This is a genomic window from Geomonas agri, assembly GCF_020179605.1.
Lineage (GTDB): Bacteria > Desulfobacterota > Desulfuromonadia > Geobacterales > Geobacteraceae > Geomonas > Geomonas agri.
Map to the genome: position 1 here is coordinate 272,353 of NZ_JAINZO010000001.1, position 19,046 is coordinate 291,398.

Genomic DNA, 19,046 nt, shown 5'->3' on the forward strand with positions numbered 1-19,046 from the left:
CGACTGGATGAAAAAACGCCGCTTCCTGTGTAGGAGGGGCGTTTTTTTATACTGTAAACAGGACGGCCCGGAAAAATGAAGAAATAGGCTATCTTGGCCTTGTTTGCTTAAAAAAATGTTTTGAGCAAGCACGCTAATGTGCTAATAAAGTGGTTCCTACCGCCCGGATCAAGGTTCAGGTGGATCAATCAGTAAGAGTACAAGGAGGACTGACATGGCTTTGGTGGTCCAAAAGTACGGCGGCACCTCGATGGGGTCCGTCGAACGAATTCGCAACGTCGCCAAGAGGGTGGCAAAAACCTATGACGCCGGCAACGACATGGTGGTGGTTGTCTCCGCCATGGCAGGCGAAACCAACAAGCTGGTCGCGCTTGCCAACGAGGTGTGCGAGTTCCCGGACAACCGTGAATATGACGTGCTTGTTGCGGCTGGGGAGCAGGTCTCCATCGCACTGCTGGCCATGTGCCTGAAAGCCATGGGGTACAAGGCGAAGTCCTACCTCGGCTTCCAGGTGCCCATCCTCACCGATACCTCCTACAGCAAGGCCAGGATTGAGAGCATCGACGACAAGAAGATGCGCGCCGACCTGAAAGAGGGGACCATCCTGATCGTCGCCGGCTTCCAGGGCGTCGACGAGTTCGGCAGCGTCACCACCTTGGGACGCGGCGGCTCCGACACCTCGGCGGTAGCCCTCGCTGCGGCCCTCAAAGCCGACGTCTGCGAGATCTTCACCGACGTGGACGGCGTCTACACCACCGATCCCAACATCTGCAAAGACGCCAAAAAGATCGAGCGTATCTCCTACGAGGAGATGCTGGAGTTGGCCAGCCTCGGAGCGAAAGTACTGCAGATCCGCTCCGTCGAGTTCGCCAGCAAGTACAACGTCGACGTTCACGTCCGCTCGAGCTTCAATGAAAATCTCGGAACCATGGTTACCAAGGAGGATAAAGAAATGGAAGCAGTGCTCGTCTCGGGTATCGCCTACGCCAAGGATGAAGTGAAAATCGCCGTCATGCAGGTACCGGACAAGCCGGGGATCGCTGCCCAGATCCTTTCTCCGCTTTCCGACGCCAACATCTCCGTCGACATGATCGTCCAGAACGTGAGCGAGGCCGGTTCCACCGACTTCACCTTCACCGTGCCCCAGGCCGATTTCAAGAAGGCGCTCTCCATCACTAAGGAAACCGCCGAGGCCATCCACGCCAAGGAAGTGCTCTCCGACGAGAACGTGACCAAAGTCTCCATCGTCGGCTTGGGCATGAGGAGCCATGCCGGCGTGGCCACCACCATGTTCCAGGCGCTCGCCAAGGAGGGGATCAACATTCAGATGATCTCCACCTCCGAGATCAAGATCTCCGTCGTGGTCGATGCCAAGTACACCGAACTCGCCGTCCGCGTGCTGCACGACGCCTTCGGCCTGGCCGGCAAATAATACCGTTCAGCGTGCAACGTTCGACGTTACGAAACGCCCCGGCTTCGGCTTGGGCGTTTCCGTAACGGCGGGCGCGGACCTGCGGACGGCGAAAGGGGACCGGCAGCTGCGGAGCCAGTCCCCAAACTGACTTTGAACGTTCGACGATGAACGTTGGACGTCTTTTGATGAAGTTGGGGGGGGATATGAGCCTGGTGAAACTTTACGATACGACGCTTAGGGACGGAACGCAGGCGGAGGACATCTCTTTCCTGGTAGAGGACAAGATCCGCATCGCGCACAAGCTGGACGAGTGCGGCATTCACTACATCGAGGGGGGATGGCCCGGCTCCAACCCCAAGGACGTCGCCTTCTTCAAGGACATCAAGAAGGAAAAGCTCTCCCAGGCGAAGATCGCGGCCTTCGGCTCGACCCGCCGCGCCAAGGTCACCCCGGACAAGGACCAGAACCTGCGCACCCTGGTGGAGTCCAAGGCCGACGCCGCCACCATCTTCGGCAAGACCTGGGACTTCCACGTGCACGAGGCGCTCAGGATCCCGCTCGAGGAGAACCTGGAGCTGATCTTTGACTCGCTGGAGTTCCTCAAGAAGAACATGCCTGAGGTCTTCTACGACGCCGAGCACTTCTTCGACGGCTACAAGTCCAACCCTGAGTACGCCATCAAGACGCTGCAGGCGGCCCAGCAGGCGGGCGCGGACTGCATCATCCTCTGTGACACCAACGGCGGCTCGATGCCTTACGAGATCGCGGCCATCGTGGACGAGGTGAAGAAGCACATCACCACCCCGCTCGGCATCCACGCCCACAACGACGGCGAGTGCGCCGTGGCCAACTCCATCATCTCCGTGCAGCAGGGGATCGTGCACGTCCAGGGGACCATCAACGGCTTCGGCGAGCGTTGCGGCAACGCGAACCTCTGCTCCATCATTCCGGCCCTCAAGGCGAAGATGCAGCGCGACTGCATCTCGGACGCACAGATGAAGACGCTCAGGGACCTGTCCCGCTATGTCTACGAGCTCGCCAACCTGGCGCCCAACAAGCACCAGCCCTACGTCGGCAACTCCGCCTTCGCCCACAAGGGGGGCGTGCACGTCTCGGCGATCCAGCGCCACCCGGAAACCTACGAGCACATGCGGCCGGAACTGGTAGGCAATACCACCCGCGTCCTGGTCTCCGACCTCTCCGGGCGCGCCAATATCCTCGCCAAGGCAACCGAGTTCAACATCAACCTGGACAGCAAGGACCCGGTCACCCTCGAGATCCTCGAGGATATCAAGTCCATGGAGAACCGCGGCTACCAGTTCGAGGGGGCCGAGGCGTCCTTCGAGCTGCTCATGAAGCGCGCTCTCGGCACGCACCGCAAGTTCTTCTCGGTGATCGGCTTCCGGGTCATCGACGAGAAGCGCACCGAGGACGATCAGCCTATCTCCGAGGCGACCATCAAGGTCAAGGTGGGGGGCAAGGTCGAGCACACCGCGTCCGAGGGACATGGCCCGGTCAACGCCCTGGACAATGCGCTCAGGAAGGCGCTGGAGAAGTTCTACCCGAAGTTGAAGGACGTGAAGCTGCACGACTACAAGGTGCGCGTGCTTCCGGCAGGGCAGGGGACCGCTTCCTCCATCCGCGTGCTCATCGAGAGCGGCGACAAGGAAGGGCGCTGGGGCACCGTGGGCGTCTCCAGCAACGTCATCGAGGCCTCCTACCAGGCCCTCGTCGACGCCATCGAGTTCAAGCTGCATAAAGACGAGGAGACGGCGGCGCCCAAGAAATGATGCCCAGGAGCCAGCGACTCACCCTGTGGTGTCTCGCCCTGCTCCTCTCCCTCGCGCTGTATCTTAAAGGCCGCGTTCCCACCCCCAGGGGTGAGGGCGCGGCCTTTTCCCGTTATACGGGGCAGGGGATCATCGTCCGGGTCGCCGGAACGGTGCGACATCCCGGCGTTTACCGCCTGCCGGTTGGCACCTCGGTCGGAACCGCCATAAATATGACGGTTACCGGCGGAGTCGTCGGGGAAAGCGTCAGAGGCCCCCTCACTCGCCAGCTGGTCAGCGGCGACGTGGTGACCCGTACCACTGATGGTGCAGGTAACCCGCTGATAACCATAACGAAAATGGGTGCCAAGGAGAGGATGCTGCTCGGCATTCCGCTGCACCCCGACCTGCTTGACGAGGCGGAATGGGACCTGCTACCGGGCATCGGACCGGCACTTTCCCGACGCATCATGGCCGACCGTCACGAAAATGGCGCTTTCGGTTCGGTGGATGGGCTGCTGCGCGTCCAAGGTGTCGGGGAGGGGAAGCTGGCGGCAATTCGAAAGTATTTTTAATGCTCCCTAAGGGGGCCTTTTTGCGATGGTTCCTTCGAAAAGGAGTACCGTTTAGATTACAACTTGTTTATAAATCTGATGTTGGCATGTCGTGTGAATTATACGATCCCACATGAAGTTCTTTAATCAACTTTTTGTTGGGAGGTACGGCTTATGAAATGCCCTAAATGCAAAGGTAGGATGTTTGCGGAAAAATATTACGACTTCGTGAGATCGTTCGATGCCTGGAAATGCACCTGCTGTGGCGAGGTGCTTGATCCCACTATCCTCGCCAACAGAGCCAGGAACTTCAACAGCCTCCTCGGCTGATCCACACCATAAACGACACCAAGGGGGGACGTCTCCGGCGCCCCCTCTTTTTGTTCTCCCCTCTGTACCGTTTCCCCACACGCTGCGCCCGCCTCGTCGGATGTGCTTGTCGTGTCGGATGCGGTGTGCACCGTTGGGTGGATGCGTGGATGCGCTTCGTTATACCATTGCGCCTGTCCGTAATCCCAGCAGCCTTACCCAGTGGCCCAGCCACTCCCTGCATAAAACTTCCCACCACATTTTGTCTTGACAGGATCAGGGGGGTCGGTTATAAAAGGGATCAAATTGGTCCTAAAGGTGTTTTTATGATGGAACTGACCCGTAAGGGCGAATACGCAATACGTGGCATCATCTACCTGGCGCAACAGCCGCCGGGGCGGGTTTCTCTGATCAGCGAGATCGCCGCCGCCGCAGAGGTGCCGCAGACCTTCCTTGCCAAAATCTTCCAGAGCTTTGCCAAACTCGGCCTAGTCACGTCTTCTCGCGGTACTGGCGGTGGCTTCGTCCTGGCGCGTCCGGCGTCCGCCATCACTCTTCGTGAGGTGGTCGAGGCCGTCGAGGGGCCGATTCTTCCCAACCGCTGCCTGCTGGGCAGTGCCTGCGACAGGGGAGGGCCCTGCCGCGTGCACGCCGTGTGGAAACAGGTGCAGACCGAAGTAGTCCATATTCTCGACGGTGTCACTATCGATACACTGGCCCGGAATCCGGAGTCCTGATCAGTCGCGCGAAAAAAATTTTGTCTACAATTAGGATAAAGAAGGTCCTGTTGATCTTTTGTGACCATTAATATCAAGTATGGCGGAGCAACGGCCCATTGGCCAAAACGGTTCAATTTTATTCCAAGGAGCGAATCAATGGATGTACTGACCCTGAGCAGGCTGCAGTTTGCCATCACCTGTATGTTCCACTTCATTTTTGTCCCCCTCACCCTGGGACTGTCGGTGTTGGTGGCCATGATGGAAACTCGCTACGTGCTGACCGGCAACGAGATGTACAAGAGGATGACGAAGTTCTGGGGCAAGCTGTTCCTGATCAACTTCGCCCTCGGCGTTGTCACCGGCATCACTATGGAGTTCCAGTTCGGCATGAACTGGGCCGAGTACTCGCGCTACGTCGGTGACATCTTCGGTGCGCCCCTGGCCATCGAGGCCACCGTGGCCTTCTTCATGGAAAGCGTCTTCATCGGGGTCTGGGCCTTTGGCTGGGACAAGGTGAGCAAAAGGTTCCACGCCGTCTCCATCTGGCTGGTGGCGCTGGCGACCAACCTCTCAGGACTTTGGATCCTTTTGGCCAACGGCTGGATGCAGCACCCGGTCGGCTACGTGCTCAGAAACGGTCGCGCCGAGATGGTGGATTTCATGGCGCTCATCACCAACCCGTTCGGCCTGCTGAAATTCGGGCACCAGATCGTCTCGGGTTACACGGTAGCCGGCTTCTTCGTTATGGGGGTCTCCGCCTACCACCTGCTCAAGGCTCGTAACCGCGATTTCTTCAAGGCCTCTTTCGGCATGGCCGCCGTCTTCGCCCTGGTCGCTTCAATCATGGTCGGCGTCATCGGCGACTTCCACGCGGCCGACGTCGCCAAGACCCAGCCCGCCAAGTTCGCCGCCATGGAGGCGGTCTGGAACTCCTGCAACAACGCACCGATGCACCTGATCGCCTTCCCGGACGAGAAGAACGAGTGCAACCTGGTCACCGCACTTCCGGTGCCGGGCCTCTTGAGCTTCCTCGCCTTCCACGACACCAACGCCCAGATCCGCGGCATCACCTCCTTCCCCAAGGACGAGCGTCCGCCGGTACTCCCCGTATTCCTGAGCTTCCGCCTCATGGTCGGGCTGGGCACCCTGTTCATCCTCCTTTCGGCGGCGGCGCTCTTTCTCTCCAAGAACGGCCTGCTGGAGAAGTACCCCCTGTTCCTGAAGCTTTTGGTTCTCTGCATCCCGCTCCCGTACATCGCCAACCAGCTTGGCTGGGTGGTCTCCGAGGTGGGACGCCAGCCCTGGATCGTCTACGGCATCATGAAGACTTCTGACGGGGTTTCCAAGTCCCTTGATATGTCGCAGGTGATCGGTTCGCTGCTCGGGTTCACGCTCCTCTACGGCCTGCTGGGTTTCGTGGACATCTACCTGTTGGCCAAATTCGCCCGCAAAGGGCCTGAAGAATCTCACGTCGGCGCTAGCAACGCCTTCAGAAACTAGGGGGGGATAATGGATCTGCATATCGTATGGTTTGTACTTTGGGGAGTTCTCTGGGGGGTCTACTTCATGTTGGACGGTTTCGTGCTCGGAGCGGGGATGCTGCACCGCGTGCTGGGCAAGACCGACATGGACCGGCGCATCGTCATCAACAGTTTCGGCCCGGTCTGGGACGGTAACGAGGTCTGGCTGGTCACCGCCGGCGGCGCCACCTTCGCCGCCTTCCCGACCACGTACGCGCTCATGTTCAGTTACCTGTACACGCCGCTTTTGCTGCTGCTCTTCGGGCTGATCGTGCGCGGCGTCTCCTTCGAGTTCCGCAGCAAGGAGGAAAGCGCCACCTGGCGCGGCTGCTGGGATTGGGCCATCGTGCTGTCGAGCTTCGTGCCGGCGCTGCTCTTCGGGGTCGCCTTCGGCAACATATTCGCCGGGCTCCCGATGGACCAGGCCGGGTACCACGGCTCCCTCATCGCCTTGTTAAATCCCTACGGCATCGTGAGCGGCCTGCTCTTCGTGATGCTCTTCCTGGAACACGGCGCCCTCTACGTGGCCGTGAAGACCGTGGGCGACCTGAGCCGACGCGCCGAGTCCCTGGCCCGCACCCTCTGGGTCCCGCTCCTCGTGGTCGCGGTCGCCTTCCTGGGCTACACCAACTTCGCGACCAAGCTCTATGACAACTACATGAAGGCCCCGGTCCTCCTGGTGGCTCCGCTTCTGGCCGTGGCCGCCCTGGTCGGAACCCGTCTGCTGCTGGGCGCCGGCAACACCCTGGCCGCCTTCGCCGCCTCCTGCGTCACCATCCTGGGCGTGGTCGGCACCGGCGTCATCGGGCTGTTCCCCAACCTGATCCCGTCCAGCATGGATGCCCTGTCCAGCCTCACCATCTACAACAGCTCGTCGTCCGAATACACGCTGCAGATCATGACCGGCGTGGCCTTCACCTTCGTGCCGGTGGTGATCCTGTACAAGATCTGGGTCTACCGGGTCTTCCGGGGGAGGGTTACCGCCGAGGCGGTGGCCGCCGACCACGAGGCCTACTAGTCCGCTTTTGCCTACCGCCGCCCCCCTCCCGGGGGGCGGCTTTTTACGTTCCGGGAGCCGTCGCGGACGGGGTTCTACGGCCGTAAGCGATTAAAGCGAAACCAATTCTATATTGACAAGTTCCCTTCCTCTTTGCTACTTTACCCTCTTGTCGCGCGCCCTAAGCGAACAGCGTCGGTGCCAAAGCCCTTCCCGGGAGGCAGCTTTTCTAGCGGATGCCCCGACAGACCCGTCACCACAACCCCCGCCCAGACAATCATGCACGAGGCATTACGGCAGAGAGCCTGCCATATAAAGTGAACAAAGAGAGGACTTTCCATGCAGATTAGTGTTGAATCGGTCAACAGCATCAAGAAAAAGTTGAACTTCGAAATTCCGGCGGACAAAGTTTCCGCTGAAGTTGACAAGGCCTATGCCGAAATAAAGAAGCATGCCGCCATCAAAGGGTTCCGCAAGGGCAAGGTCCCGATGAGCCTGATCGAGAAACACTACGGCGAGAAGATGGCCGAGGACGTCGTCAAGAACCTCGTTAACGATACCTACTTCAAGGCTGTCACTGAGCAGGGGCTCAACCCGGTGTCCTACCCGGTCATCGAGAGCGATCTGCTCAAGAAGGGCGAGCCGTTCAAGTACTCCGCGACCATCGAGGTCTTCCCGGAAGTCGAACTGAAGGAATACCTCGGCCTCGAGGTGCAGAAGGAGCAGCTGGTGCTCGACCCGGCCGCGGTCGATGCCCGCCTTAAGGAGATGCAGGAGCGCATGGCGCAGCTTGCGCCGGCTCCGGAAGGTCATGCCGCGGCGCTGGGCGATTTCGTCACCTTCGACTTCAAGGGCTCCATCGACGGCGTTCCTTTCGAGGGCGGCGCAGCCGAGGACTTCCAGCTCGAACTGGGCTCTGGCCGTTTCATCCCGGGCTTTGAGGACCAGATGGTCGGCCTGACCGTCGGGGCCAACAGCACCATCAAGGTGACCTTCCCGGAGAACTACGGCTCCGCGGAACTGGCTGGCAAGCCGGCTGACTTCGAGATCACCGTCAAGGAGATCAAGATCAAGGAACTCCCCGAGCTGAACGACGACTTCGCCAAGGAATTCGGTGAAGAGTTCGAGACTCTCGACCTGTTGAAGGCCAAGCTGGCCGAGATCAATCAGGCCCAGGAAGAGTCCCGCATTAACCACGACCTGCGCGAGAACGTCTTCAAGGCGTTGATCGAGAAGAACCCGGTCGAGGTCCCCGAGGCCCTGGTCGATCGCCAGGTCACCATGATGCTGGAGAACACCAAGCAGCGCCTCGCCTCGCAGCGTATGTCCCTTGAAATGATGGGGATGACCGACGAGAGCTACAAGGCGCAGTTCCGTGACGTCGCTCGCGACCAGGTCAAAGGTTCCGTCATCGTCGAGGCCGTGGCCGAGAAGGAGTCGGTCGAGGTGACCGAGGAGGAGTTCGAAGCGCAGCTCGGCCAGATCTCCGCCCAGACCGGCCAGCCGCTGGAGAAGGTGACCCAGCTGTACAAGACCAACGAGCGGGCCAAGGACAGCCTGATGGCCCAGATGAGGGAAGACAAGGCGGTGCAGTTCATTACCGACCGCGCCAAGGTGACCGAGGTTCCCAAGGCGGAAAACAAATAGGAGATTCCATGCTGGTACCGATAGTAGTGGAGCAGACTGGCCGGGGCGAGAGGTCGTATGACATCTATTCGCGCCTTCTGAAGGACAGGATCATCTTCCTGGGTGGCGGCATCGACGACAACGTCGCCAACCTGGTGATCGCGCAGCTCCTCTTCCTGGAGGCCGAGGATCCCGATAAGGACATCCATCTCTATATCAACTCCCCCGGCGGTGTGGTCACCGCCGGGATGGCGATCTACGACACCATGCGCTACATTAAGGCGCCGGTGTCGACCATCTGCATCGGGCAGGCGGCCTCCATGGGCGCCTTCCTGCTGTCAGGCGGTGAGAAAGGGAAACGCTATTCCCTGGCCAACTCGCGCATCATGATTCACCAGCCGCTGGGAGGGTTCCAGGGGCAGGCAACGGATATTCATATCCACGCCAAGGAGATCTTGCGCATGAAGGACCAGCTCAATGAACTACTGGCCGAGCACACCGGTCAGAGCTTTGAAAAAGTGTCTGCTGACACCGAGCGCGACTATTTTATGTCGGGCGAAGAGGCAAAGACATATGGTATTATAGATGCCATTGTGACTAGAAACGTTGTCACCGGAGGTGCCAATTGAGCAGAAGAGATGACCGTTCCGATACGCTGATCTGTTCCTTTTGCGGGAAGAGCCAGGAAGAGGTGAAGAAGCTTATTGCGGGGCCTACGGTCTACATCTGCGACGAGTGCATCGAACTTTGCAACGACATCATCGCCGAGGAGTCCAAGCTCGAGGACACCTCGGGGCCGGACGTCCGCAAGCTCCCCAAGCCGCAGGAGATCAAGGAGGTCCTGGACGAGTACGTTATCGGACAGGCCCGCGCCAAGAAGGTCCTGGCCGTCGCGGTGTACAACCACTACAAGCGCGTCGAAGCGCCCACCAAGCCGGGCGACGTCGAGATGCAGAAGAGTAACATCCTGCTGCTCGGGCCCACCGGTTCGGGTAAGACGCTCCTGGCCCAGACCCTGGCCCGCATCCTCAAGGTGCCGTTCGCCATGGCGGACGCCACCAACCTCACCGAGGCGGGCTACGTCGGCGAGGACGTCGAGAACATCATCCTGACCCTCCTGCAGGCCGCCGACTACGACGTAGAAAAGGCCCAAAAGGGGATCATCTACATCGACGAGATCGACAAGATCGCCAGGAAGTCCGATTCCCCCTCCATCACCCGGGACGTTTCCGGCGAGGGTGTGCAGCAGGCGCTTCTGAAGATCATCGAGGGGACCATCGCCAGCGTGCCGCCCAAGGGCGGCCGCAAGCACCCGCAGCAGGAGTTCCTGAAGGTGGACACCACCAACATCCTCTTCATCTGCGGCGGCGCCTTCCCCGGTCTGGACAACATCATCCAGCAGAGGATCGGCGTGAAGACCCTGGGCTTCGGCGCGGACGTCAAGAAGAAGGTGGAGAAGAAGGCTGGGGAACTGCTGGCCGGCGTCACCCCCGAGGACCTGTTGAAGTTCGGGTTCATCCCCGAGTTCGTCGGGCGTCTCCCCATGCTCGCCTCGCTGTCCGAACTGGACGAGGAGGCCATGGTACAGATCCTCAAGGAACCCAAGAATGCGCTGATCAAGCAGTACCAGAAGCTGTTCGAGATGGAGCACGTGAAGCTTAAGTTCACCGACGGCTCCCTGATTGCCATCGCCCGCGAAGCGCTCAAGAGAAAGACCGGCGCCCGCGGCCTGCGTTCCATCCTGGAGAACGCGATGCTCGACATCATGTACGAGATCCCGTCCCAGAGCATGGTCAAAGAGGTGGTGATCAGCGAAGAGGTGATCTACAGCAAGGAAAAACCGATCATCGTCTATGAGAACGTGGCGGAAAGCGCCTAACAGGGACATATGACTGAAGAAACCAGCAGCAGACGCAAAAAGAGAGGGAATCCGGAAAGGTTCCCTCTCTTTCCTTTACGGGACATAGTGATCTTCCCGCACATGGTGATACCTCTGTTTGTGGGGCGTGAGAAGTCGGTGCTCGCCCTCGAGGCCGCCATGGCCCAAAACGACAAGCTGATCCTGCTTGCCACGCAGAAAAACGCCAAGACCGAGGATCCGGAGCCGGGCGACATCTACACCGTCGGCACGCTCTGCCAGGTGATCCAGCTCCTGAAGCTCCCGGACGGGACGGTAAAGGTGCTGGTCGAGGGGAAAAGGCGTGGCTCCATCGTCTCCTTCAGCGACCGGACCGATTACTTCGAGGTCGAGGTGGAGACCCTCACCGAGAAGAGCACCAACGTGACCGAGGTCGAGGCCTTGAAGCGCGGCGTGCTCGCTTCTTTCGAGAGTTACGTCGAGCTGAACAGCTCGGTGCCGGCCGAGATCCTGCAGTCGGTGCAGGGCATTGCTGATGCCTCCCGCATGGCGGACACCATCGCGCCGCACCTGAACCTGAAGGTGGCCCAGAAGCAGGAGCTTTTGGCGGCGGTGCAGCCGGCGCGACGCATGGAGCGCCTGTTGTCACTGATGGGCGCCGAGATTGAGATCCTGCAGATCGAGAAGAAGATCCACGCCCGGGTCAAGAAGCAGATGGAGAAGACCCAGAAGGATTACTACTTGAACGAGCAGATCCGCGCCATCCAGAAGGAGTTGGGGGGCAAGGACGAGTTCAAGCAGGAACTGAGGAGCCTGGAGGCGAAGGCCGCCAAGCTGCCGCTGTCGGCCGAGGCGAAGCAGAAGGTGCAGGCGGAGATCAAGAAGCTCAAGTTTATGTCCCCCATGTCCGCCGAGGCAGCCGTGGTGAGAAACTACGTGGACTGGCTGCTTGCGCTTCCCTGGGGCGCCTACGCCGAGGAAAAACGCGACATTCAGCAGGCGCGTGAGCGCCTGGACGGCGACCACTACGGCCTGGAGAAGGTGAAGCTGAGGATCCTCGAGTTCCTGGCGGTGAATGCCCTCGCGCCGGGCATGAAGGGACCGATCCTGTGCCTGGTCGGCCCTCCCGGCGTCGGCAAGACCTCGCTGGCGCGCTCGGTGGCCAAAGCGACCGGCCGCGACTTCGTCAAGATCTCGCTGGGCGGGGTGCGCGACGAGGCCGAGATCCGCGGGCACCGGCGCACCTACGTGGGGGCCATGCCAGGACGCATCATCCAGTCGCTCAAAAAGTGCGGCTCGTCGAATCCCGTGTTCCTTTTGGACGAGATCGACAAGATGAGTTCCGACTTCCGCGGCGATCCCGCCTCGGCGCTCCTCGAGGTGCTCGACCCGGAGCAGAACGCCTGTTTCAACGATCACTTCCTGGACCTCGACTACGACCTCTCCAAGGTGATGTTCATTACCACGGCGAACTCCAATCACTCCATCCCGCGGCCGCTTCTGGACCGCATGGAGGTGGTGCGGTTGGACGGCTATACCGAGCACGAGAAGCTCGCCATCGCCCGCCAGTACCTGGTCCCGAAACAGGCTGAGGCCAACGGCCTTTCCGGCAAGGGGATCAGCTTCAGCGACGCGGCGCTCCTGGAACTCGTGCGCCGGTACACCCGCGAGGCGGGGGTGAGGAATCTGGAGCGCGAGATCGGCTCGATCTGCCGTAAGATCGCCTTCGCCGTGGCGGAAGGAGGCAAGCTGCGCCGCACCGTGCAGCCCAAGCAGGTTGCCGGCTACCTGGGACCCGCCCGTTACAAGTACGGCGAGATCGGCCAGGAGGACGCCATCGGCCTGGTCACCGGCCTGGCCTGGACCGAGGTGGGAGGGGAACTGCTCAACATCGAGGTGGTCTCGCTGCCGGGCAAGGGGAAGCTGACCGTGACCGGCAAGCTGGGCGAGGTGATGCAGGAGTCGGCGCAGGCGGCCATGACCTACGTCCGTTCGCGTGGGGAGTTGTTGGGCTTTGCCAAGGATTTCTACCAGCATCTCGACATTCACATTCACGTCCCGGAAGGGGCGATCCCGAAGGACGGTCCCTCGGCAGGCATCGCCATGGCCTGTGCGCTCACCTCGGCGCTGACCAGAAGGCCGGTGCGGCGTGACATCGCCATGACCGGCGAAGTGACCCTGCGCGGCACCGTGCTCCCCATCGGCGGACTCAAGGAGAAACTCCTCGCCGCGGGGCGGGGCGGCATCCGCACCGTTTTGATCCCCAAGGAGAACGAGAAGGACCTGGCCGAGGTGCCCAAGGAGATCCTGGCGGGTCTCACCGTGTACCCGGTGGCGCACATGGACGAGGTGCTTGGCCACTCGCTGCTGGCGCCGGTGGGGCTCCCTGCAGCCGCTCTGTATGCGGATGCAGCTAACGCGGCCGGTGACGGCGCGGTGGTCCCGCACTAGAAAAAAAATTAGAAAAAAGGTTGACACCCCGAACGAAGCTCTGGTATATAGTGTCTTCACTTTTGCGATGCATACCTAGGAGGAGCTAATGAATAAGGCAGAACTGGTAAGCGCCATTGCCGAAGAAGCACAGTTGACCAAGGTTGATGCTGACAAGGCTCTCACTGGGATTCTTGACGCACTGACCAACTGCCTCGCCGCCGGCGACAAGGTAACCCTGGTCGGCTTCGGCACCTTCAGCGTCGCTGAGCGCGCCGCCCGCACCGGTCAGAACCCGCAGACCGGAAAGAAGATTGAGATCGCGGCTTCCACCGCTCCGAAATTCAAGCCGGGCAACACCCTGAAGGAACTGATCAACGCTTAACAAGTAACAAGTCCCGGTCTCCGGGATGTAGTAGATGCGGGGTTGTAGCTCAGTCGGTTAGAGTGCCAGCCTGTCACGCTGGAAGTCGCGGGTTCGAGCCCCGTCAACCCCGCCATATAAAAAATTTTGGGTGAATAGCTCAGCTGGGAGAGCGCCAGCCTTACAAGCTGGATGTCGGGGGTTCGATCCCCTCTTCACCCACCATTAGAAACATCGTTCAACGTTCTACGTTCAACGTTACCAACTGACACGTTGCGCCATCCAGGTTGAGACTTGGACGAGCCGCTGACGGGTTCACAAGTTGGGGTTGTAGCTCAGTCGGTTAGAGTGCCAGCCTGTCACGCTGGAAGTCGCGGGTTCGAGCCCCGTCAACCCCGCCATCATAGAGAAAGGCCGCCTGGTACAGGCGGCCTTTCTTTATTCATGTTCCCGGCACCGCCGGCCGGCGTCGCCGCCGGTCCCGACGCCTTTGTAGTAACCCCTTTAGCTTGACTTGCCAGATAAAAATCGTTTATCCTTTCCGATGTTCTGTTGGGGAGATTTAACTCCCCAAGTACCCCTGATTCTGCCGTTTTAGCCGTTCAACGTAAACGGAAAGCGAGCCCCCTTGAAACCCAGCAAGCCTATCGTGGTGATCCCCACCTACAACGAAAGAGACAACCTAGAAAAACTGGCCATGCAGGTTCTGGCGCTGGACCCCGCCCTAGAACTGTTGGTGGTCGATGACAATTCACCTGACGGCACCGGCGACCTGGCCGAGAGCTTGGCTGCGGAAACGGGCCGGGTTTTTGTGCTGCACCGAAGCGGCAAGATGGGGCTGGGCTCCGCTTACCGCGAGGGTTTCGCCAAGGCGCTGGAGATGGGCGCCGACCTGGTAGTGCAGATGGACGCCGACTTCTCCCATGACCCGGCCATGATCCCCTACTTCTTCCAGGAGGCCCGCCAGGCCGACCTCGTGATCGGGTCGCGCTACCTGAACGGGGTGAGCGTGGTGAACTGGCCGCTGCGTCGGCTCATGCTGAGCTACTTCGCCAGTGTCTATACCAGGGTCATCACCGGGCTCACCATTTCTGACTGCACCAGCGGTTTCAAATGCTTCCGTGCCGAGGTACTCAAGGCTATCGACCTCTCCAGTATCCGCTCGGACGGCTATTCATTCCAGATTGAGATGAACTATCGCTGCAAGGAGAAGGGGTTCCGCATCAGCGAGATCCCCATCATCTTCATAGACCGCCATGCCGGCACCTCAAAAATGTCCAAGAAGATCGTGCGCGAGGCAGTGCTCATGGTCTGGAAACTCAAGCTGGGGTCGCTGCTGGGCGCAGTGCTCCCCAAAAGGAGCGGGCGATGTCTTTGACGTTGTGGTCGATTGTCTGTGTGACGGGGGTGTGGGGCTTCGTCGCTTGCACCATTTTCTTCATCCTGCGCGCTTTCCCGGCGCGGGACTGTTTCGAGGGCAAAGCCGCCCTGAAGTGGGGAGCGGGGGTGGTGGTCTTTTTTGTAATGTGGATCGTCGGCATGATGCAAGCATGACACCGGTGTAGGCAGAATTTGCTCCCGTTTTGATGTTTTAATTCTCTCATGTTTGTGGTATTTCTTATACCTTATGCCCGTTTATACCTGTAAAATAGGTTCCTCCGACGGCCGAATCCTCACCAAGGAACTGGATTCTGTCAGTGAAGCTCTGCTGCGCCAGAGTTTGGAGGAACAGGGGTATGCGGTATTCGAGGTGCGCAAGAAACCGTTCCAGTTCTTGTTGGATACGGGCATCGGCCGAAAGAAGATCGGCAGTAAGGAACTGCTGCTTTTCAACCAGGAACTGCTGGTGCTGTTAAAGGCTGGCCTTCCTATCATACAGGCCCTGGATACGATTCTGGAATCGGGAACGGGCAGGCTGCATGAAATCCTCACCGCGGTAAGGGAGGACATCAAGGGAGGCCTGGCGCTCTCTGCCGCCCTGGAGAAGTATCCGAGGATCTTTCCTCAGCTATATATCGCGTCGATCCGTGCCGGTGAGCGTACTGGTGATCTGCCGCAAACGATCAGGCGCTACATTGCCTTTCTGAAGAGAAGCGAGGGCTTCCGTGGCAAGATCATCGGCGCCCTGTTCTACCCGGCCATCCTCGTTGCCGTGGCCTTTGTGGCCATCGCCGTGCTCCTTATCTACGTGGTGCCAACGTTCAGCCACATATACGCCGATTCGGGTAATGCGCTGCCGGCGCCGACCCAGATGCTGATCAACTTCACGCTGTTCCTGCGGCACTACCTGATCGTTTTCGTCGCCCTTATCTTCGTCGCCGTGACCATATTCAAACGGTGGAAGGAGACCGAGGCCGGGCGCTACGCCGTGGACGGCATGAAGATCAAGACCCCCTTTGTCGGTGCCGTGGTAATTCGTTACGCCTTGGCCGGCTTCACCCGCACCCTGGCCACGGTTCTCGGTTCCGGCATCCCGATCGTCGAGGCGATGCGGATGTCAGTGGGGACCTTGAATAACAAAGTGTTGGAGCGCGGCCTGCTCATGGCTGTGCACCGGGTCGAGGAGGGGAGCAAGCTCTCGACGGCGCTGGAAAACATGAAGCTATTGCCTCCGCTGGCGCTGCGCATGCTTTCCGTCGGTGAGACCACCGGGGCTCTCGAGGAGATGCTCGGGGACATCTCCGACTACTTCGAGGACGAGATCGACAGGAACCTGCACGTGCTCACCACTGCCATCGAGCCTGCCATCATGATCGTCATGGGGGTGGTCATCGGTACCATCATCGTCACCATGTACCTGCCGATCTTCAAGATCGCCAGCACCGTCAGCTAGAGGGAATATGCTGAAGCCGTTCAAGAGACAGAGGCTGGGCGACATCCTGCTGGAACATGGCGAACTGACCAACGATCAGCTTGCCTACGTGCTGGACAAGCAGCAGAGTACCAAGGAGCGTTTGGGTACGATTTGTATCGCCGACGGGCTAATCAGCGATGTCGCGCTGGCCCGGGCCCTGGCACAGCAGTTCGGCCTGGAGTTCATCGACCTGAAAGGGGTGCGCCCGGACGAGTCGCTGTTCAATATCGTCCCCCCCGAGGTGATGTTCCGCTACCACTTTGTGCCCCTGGAACTGCAGGGGGACCTGCTGGTGGTGGCCATCTCCGACCCGACTGCCGTGTTACAGCTGGACGAGATGTCGTTGCTGCTGGAGCGGCCACTAACCTTCAAAGTCGCCGCGGAGTCGGAGATCGGCCAGTACCTGAAACGGGGTGAGGGTACCAGCCGCGTATTGAAGGAAGTCTCGGAAGACTTCATGCTGCAGCTGGTGACCGAGACCGAGAAGGGAGAGGAAATACTCTCCGTCGAGAACGTCTCCGCCGATACCAGTCCCATCATCAAGCTGGTCAACTCCACCATCCTCGATGCCCTGTCCCGGCGCGCCTCGGATATCCATATCGAAACCGCACAGGAAGGGGTCATCATCAAGTACCGTATCGACGGCGTGCTCTACAAGGCCACCGACCCGATCGACAACCACTTCCAGGCACCGCTCATCTCCAGGCTCAAGGTCATGAGCGAACTGGACATCTCCGAGCGGCGCATCCCGCAGGACGGCAGGTTCAAGGTGAGGATCGGCGCCAAGTCAATCGACTTCCGCGTCTCGATCATGCCTAGCGCCTTCGGCGAGGATGCCGTTATCCGTATCCTCGACAAGGAGAGCATTGCCAGCGACCTGCGCGGTCTCACCCTGGAGACGCTCGGCATGGCGTCCCACGAGATCAAGCGCTTCAGAAAGATGATCAAGGAACCCTACGGCATGGTGCTGGTCACCGGGCCCACCGGTTCCGGCAAGACCACCACGCTCTACGGGGCCCTCACCGAGATCCACACCGGTCTGGAAAAGATCATCACCATCGAGGACCCGGTCGAGTACGTCCTTTCCGGTATCACCCAAATCCCGGTCAACGAGAAGAAGGGGCTTACCTTCGCCCGCGGTCTGCGCTCGGTTTTGCGCCACGACCCAGACAAGATCATGGTTGGCGAGATCCGCGACTCGGAGACTGCCCAGATCGCGGTGCAGTCGGCGCTGACCGGTCACCTCGTCTTCACCACCGTGCACGCCAACAACGTCTTTGACGTCATCGGCCGCTTCACCCACATGGGGATCGACCCGTACAACTTCGTCGCCTGCCTCAACTGTGTTATGGCGCAGCGCCTGGTCCGCAAGATCTGCCCTTCCTGCAAGAAGGCGATCACTGTCTCTGACGAGGAACTGCGCGAGTCGGCCATCGACCCGGAGCGCGCCCGCGGACTCACCCTGTACGAGGCCCGCGGCTGTGACGACTGCAACGGCACCGGTTACCGGGGCCGTTCCGCCATCGTGGAACTGCTCGACCTCAACGACGAAATCCGCGAGCTGATCATCTCCAAGGCACCCATCGCCGCCCTGAAAAAGGCCGCCAAGGCCGCCGGGACCATGTTCCTCAGGGAGTCGGCCGTGGCCAAGGTGCTAGCCGGCGAGACGACGATCAAGGAGATCAACCGTGTCACCTTCGTGGAATAGGTGCCAGCTATGCTAATGTCCGGAAAAAGCCTTGGGCTTGAGCTCTCCGCCGCCGGCTTCAGCTTCGCCCTGGCCAGCGGTGGCAAGACCCCCACGATCGAGGCGGGGCTCACACTGCCGTTCGCGCCGGGCCTTTTGGCCCTGTCGCGCCGCGACCCGAACGTTGCCGACGCCAGGGCCTTCGTCGCCGCTCTCAAGGAGGCGCACCTGCGCCTTCTGACCAAGGAGCGCAGCGTCTGCGTTTCGCTCCCCGATGCCGTGGGACGCGTTGTGCTCCTCGACCTTGAGGCGCGCTTCAGGAACCGCGAGGAGGGGCTCGACGTCATTCGCTGGAAGCTCAAAAAGAGTCTCCCATTCGAGATCGGGGCGGTGCACCTTGACTACCAGACCCTGGAGGAGAAGGAGAACGGTTCGGTATCGCTTCTCGTGTCGCTGATCTCCCGGCCGGTGGTACTGCAATACGAGGAACTCCTCATCGAGGCGGGTCTTGAGCCCAAGCTGATCGACTTCACCTCGTTCAACCTGTACCGCCTGTTCCAGCCCAGGCTTGACCTGTCCGAGGATGGCGCCTTCGTTTCCTTCTATCAGGGTGCGATGACGGTGCTGATCTTCAACGGCGGCGTGCTGAGCTTTTACCGGACCAAGGAAGGGGTGGGGGATGTGCAGAACCTGTTCCGCGAGGTGAACAGCTCCTTCCTGGTCTACGACGACCAGACTTCCGGGCAGAGCGTCAGCGAGGTCTTCTGCACCGCAGCTCCCGGTGATGCCGAGGCCTTCCGCGCCCTCGTGGCAGAGGCGAGCGGCCTGGAGCCGGTACTGCTCGACGTGGAGCGCCTGGTCCAGCAGGCACCCGCCCTGGGATTGGATCGACCGGGGCTGCATGCGTTGTCCGGTGCACTGGGCGCCGCGCTGAGGAGCCTGTGA

General features: G+C 60.2%; 17 protein-coding genes and 3 tRNA genes. All 20 read left to right on the forward strand.

Annotated features, from left to right (window positions below; translation table 11 throughout):
- Positions 1 to 214 precede the first annotated feature (214 nt).
- Positions 215 to 1,432, forward strand: coding sequence for an aspartate kinase (locus K7R21_RS01255; protein ID WP_216499469.1), 1,218 nt, complete (start codon positions 215 to 217; stop codon positions 1,430 to 1,432).
- Between the two features lie 185 nt (positions 1,433 to 1,617).
- On the forward strand, positions 1,618 to 3,204 hold the full coding sequence (cimA, locus tag K7R21_RS01260; RefSeq protein ID WP_224981435.1) for a citramalate synthase: 1,587 nt from the start codon (positions 1,618 to 1,620) through the stop codon (positions 3,202 to 3,204).
- On the forward strand, positions 3,201 to 3,758 hold the full coding sequence (locus tag K7R21_RS01265; RefSeq protein WP_224981436.1) for a helix-hairpin-helix domain-containing protein: 558 nt from the start codon (positions 3,201 to 3,203) through the stop codon (positions 3,756 to 3,758). The genes cimA and K7R21_RS01265 overlap by 4 nt, the downstream gene beginning before the upstream one ends.
- A gap of 153 nt (positions 3,759 to 3,911) precedes the next feature.
- Positions 3,912 to 4,067, forward strand: coding sequence for a hypothetical protein (locus K7R21_RS01270; protein ID WP_012529698.1), 156 nt, complete (start codon positions 3,912 to 3,914; stop codon positions 4,065 to 4,067).
- A gap of 305 nt (positions 4,068 to 4,372) precedes the next feature.
- Positions 4,373 to 4,783: an RrF2 family transcriptional regulator gene (locus K7R21_RS01275; protein ID WP_199387855.1), complete on the forward strand. Its 411-nt coding sequence runs from the start codon at positions 4,373 to 4,375 to the stop codon at positions 4,781 to 4,783.
- Positions 4,784 to 4,921: 138 nt separating this feature from the next.
- Complete coding sequence (locus K7R21_RS01280) at positions 4,922 to 6,265, forward strand: cytochrome ubiquinol oxidase subunit I (protein ID WP_224981437.1); 1,344 nt, start codon at positions 4,922 to 4,924, stop codon at positions 6,263 to 6,265.
- 9 nt (positions 6,266 to 6,274) lie between these two features.
- The gene (gene cydB, locus K7R21_RS01285; RefSeq protein ID WP_224981438.1) at positions 6,275 to 7,303 is read left to right on the forward strand and encodes a cytochrome d ubiquinol oxidase subunit II; all 1,029 of its coding nucleotides are present in this window, start codon (positions 6,275 to 6,277) and stop codon (positions 7,301 to 7,303) included.
- Positions 7,304 to 7,621: 318 nt separating this feature from the next.
- Complete coding sequence (gene tig / locus K7R21_RS01290) at positions 7,622 to 8,929, forward strand: trigger factor (protein ID WP_224981439.1); 1,308 nt, start codon at positions 7,622 to 7,624, stop codon at positions 8,927 to 8,929.
- An 8-nt stretch (positions 8,930 to 8,937) separates the two neighbouring features.
- A complete protein-coding gene (gene clpP / locus K7R21_RS01295; protein WP_224981440.1) occupies positions 8,938 to 9,537 on the forward strand; it encodes an ATP-dependent Clp endopeptidase proteolytic subunit ClpP in 600 nt (199 codons plus the stop codon).
- Positions 9,534 to 10,787, forward strand: coding sequence for an ATP-dependent Clp protease ATP-binding subunit ClpX (clpX, locus tag K7R21_RS01300; RefSeq protein WP_183348987.1), 1,254 nt, complete (start codon positions 9,534 to 9,536; stop codon positions 10,785 to 10,787). The genes clpP and clpX overlap by 4 nt, the downstream gene beginning before the upstream one ends.
- 9 nt (positions 10,788 to 10,796) lie before the next feature.
- Positions 10,797 to 13,217 (forward strand): endopeptidase La, encoded by a 2,421-nt coding sequence (gene lon, locus K7R21_RS01305; protein WP_224981441.1) that lies wholly within the window; start codon positions 10,797 to 10,799, stop codon positions 13,215 to 13,217.
- Between the two features lie 88 nt (positions 13,218 to 13,305).
- Positions 13,306 to 13,581 carry an HU family DNA-binding protein gene (locus K7R21_RS01310; RefSeq protein WP_216799074.1) on the forward strand — a complete coding sequence of 92 codons (276 nt, stop codon included), beginning with the start codon at positions 13,306 to 13,308 and terminating at the stop codon, positions 13,579 to 13,581.
- 38 nt (positions 13,582 to 13,619) lie between these two features.
- A tRNA-Asp gene (locus K7R21_RS01315) sits at positions 13,620 to 13,696 on the forward strand.
- Between the two features lie 13 nt (positions 13,697 to 13,709).
- Positions 13,710 to 13,785: transfer RNA gene (locus tag K7R21_RS01320), tRNA-Val, on the forward strand.
- Positions 13,786 to 13,884: 99 nt separating this feature from the next.
- A tRNA-Asp gene (locus tag K7R21_RS01325) sits at positions 13,885 to 13,961 on the forward strand.
- Between the two features lie 227 nt (positions 13,962 to 14,188).
- Positions 14,189 to 14,938, forward strand: coding sequence for a polyprenol monophosphomannose synthase (locus K7R21_RS01330; protein WP_224981442.1), 750 nt, complete (start codon positions 14,189 to 14,191; stop codon positions 14,936 to 14,938).
- Positions 14,929 to 15,114 (forward strand): hypothetical protein, encoded by a 186-nt coding sequence (locus K7R21_RS01335; RefSeq protein ID WP_224981443.1) that lies wholly within the window; start codon positions 14,929 to 14,931, stop codon positions 15,112 to 15,114. The genes K7R21_RS01330 and K7R21_RS01335 overlap by 10 nt, the downstream gene beginning before the upstream one ends.
- A gap of 73 nt (positions 15,115 to 15,187) precedes the next feature.
- The gene (locus tag K7R21_RS01340; RefSeq protein ID WP_224981444.1) at positions 15,188 to 16,393 is read left to right on the forward strand and encodes a type II secretion system F family protein; all 1,206 of its coding nucleotides are present in this window, start codon (positions 15,188 to 15,190) and stop codon (positions 16,391 to 16,393) included.
- A 7-nt stretch (positions 16,394 to 16,400) separates the two neighbouring features.
- Positions 16,401 to 18,122, forward strand: coding sequence for a GspE/PulE family protein (locus K7R21_RS01345; protein WP_224981445.1), 1,722 nt, complete (start codon positions 16,401 to 16,403; stop codon positions 18,120 to 18,122).
- A gap of 9 nt (positions 18,123 to 18,131) precedes the next feature.
- Positions 18,132 to 19,046: a type IV pilus biogenesis protein PilM gene (pilM, locus tag K7R21_RS01350; protein WP_224981446.1), complete on the forward strand. Its 915-nt coding sequence runs from the start codon at positions 18,132 to 18,134 to the stop codon at positions 19,044 to 19,046.

What these genes read in the sequence shown, in the direction of transcription:
- K7R21_RS01270 (WP_012529698.1), top strand. Translation starts at nt 3,912, where the DNA reads ATGAAATGCCCTAAATGCAAAGGTAGGATGTTTGCGGAAAAATATTAC.
- K7R21_RS01310 (WP_216799074.1), top strand. Translation starts at nt 13,306, where the DNA reads ATGAATAAGGCAGAACTGGTAAGCGCCATTGCCGAAGAAGCACAGTTG.
- K7R21_RS01280 (WP_224981437.1), top strand. Translation starts at nt 4,922, where the DNA reads ATGGATGTACTGACCCTGAGCAGGCTGCAGTTTGCCATCACCTGTATG.
- tig (WP_224981439.1), top strand. Translation starts at nt 7,622, where the DNA reads ATGCAGATTAGTGTTGAATCGGTCAACAGCATCAAGAAAAAGTTGAAC.
- cydB (WP_224981438.1), top strand. Translation starts at nt 6,275, where the DNA reads ATGGATCTGCATATCGTATGGTTTGTACTTTGGGGAGTTCTCTGGGGG.
- lon (WP_224981441.1), top strand. Translation starts at nt 10,797, where the DNA reads ATGACTGAAGAAACCAGCAGCAGACGCAAAAAGAGAGGGAATCCGGAA.
- clpP (WP_224981440.1), top strand. Translation starts at nt 8,938, where the DNA reads ATGCTGGTACCGATAGTAGTGGAGCAGACTGGCCGGGGCGAGAGGTCG.
- K7R21_RS01345 (WP_224981445.1), top strand. Translation starts at nt 16,401, where the DNA reads ATGCTGAAGCCGTTCAAGAGACAGAGGCTGGGCGACATCCTGCTGGAA.
- K7R21_RS01340 (WP_224981444.1), top strand. Translation starts at nt 15,188, where the DNA reads ATGCCCGTTTATACCTGTAAAATAGGTTCCTCCGACGGCCGAATCCTC.
- K7R21_RS01335 (WP_224981443.1), top strand. Translation starts at nt 14,929, where the DNA reads ATGTCTTTGACGTTGTGGTCGATTGTCTGTGTGACGGGGGTGTGGGGC.
- pilM (WP_224981446.1), top strand. Translation starts at nt 18,132, where the DNA reads ATGCTAATGTCCGGAAAAAGCCTTGGGCTTGAGCTCTCCGCCGCCGGC.
- K7R21_RS01275 (WP_199387855.1), top strand. Translation starts at nt 4,373, where the DNA reads ATGATGGAACTGACCCGTAAGGGCGAATACGCAATACGTGGCATCATC.
- cimA (WP_224981435.1), top strand. Translation starts at nt 1,618, where the DNA reads ATGAGCCTGGTGAAACTTTACGATACGACGCTTAGGGACGGAACGCAG.
- K7R21_RS01255 (WP_216499469.1), top strand. Translation starts at nt 215, where the DNA reads ATGGCTTTGGTGGTCCAAAAGTACGGCGGCACCTCGATGGGGTCCGTC.
- K7R21_RS01265 (WP_224981436.1), top strand. Translation starts at nt 3,201, where the DNA reads ATGATGCCCAGGAGCCAGCGACTCACCCTGTGGTGTCTCGCCCTGCTC.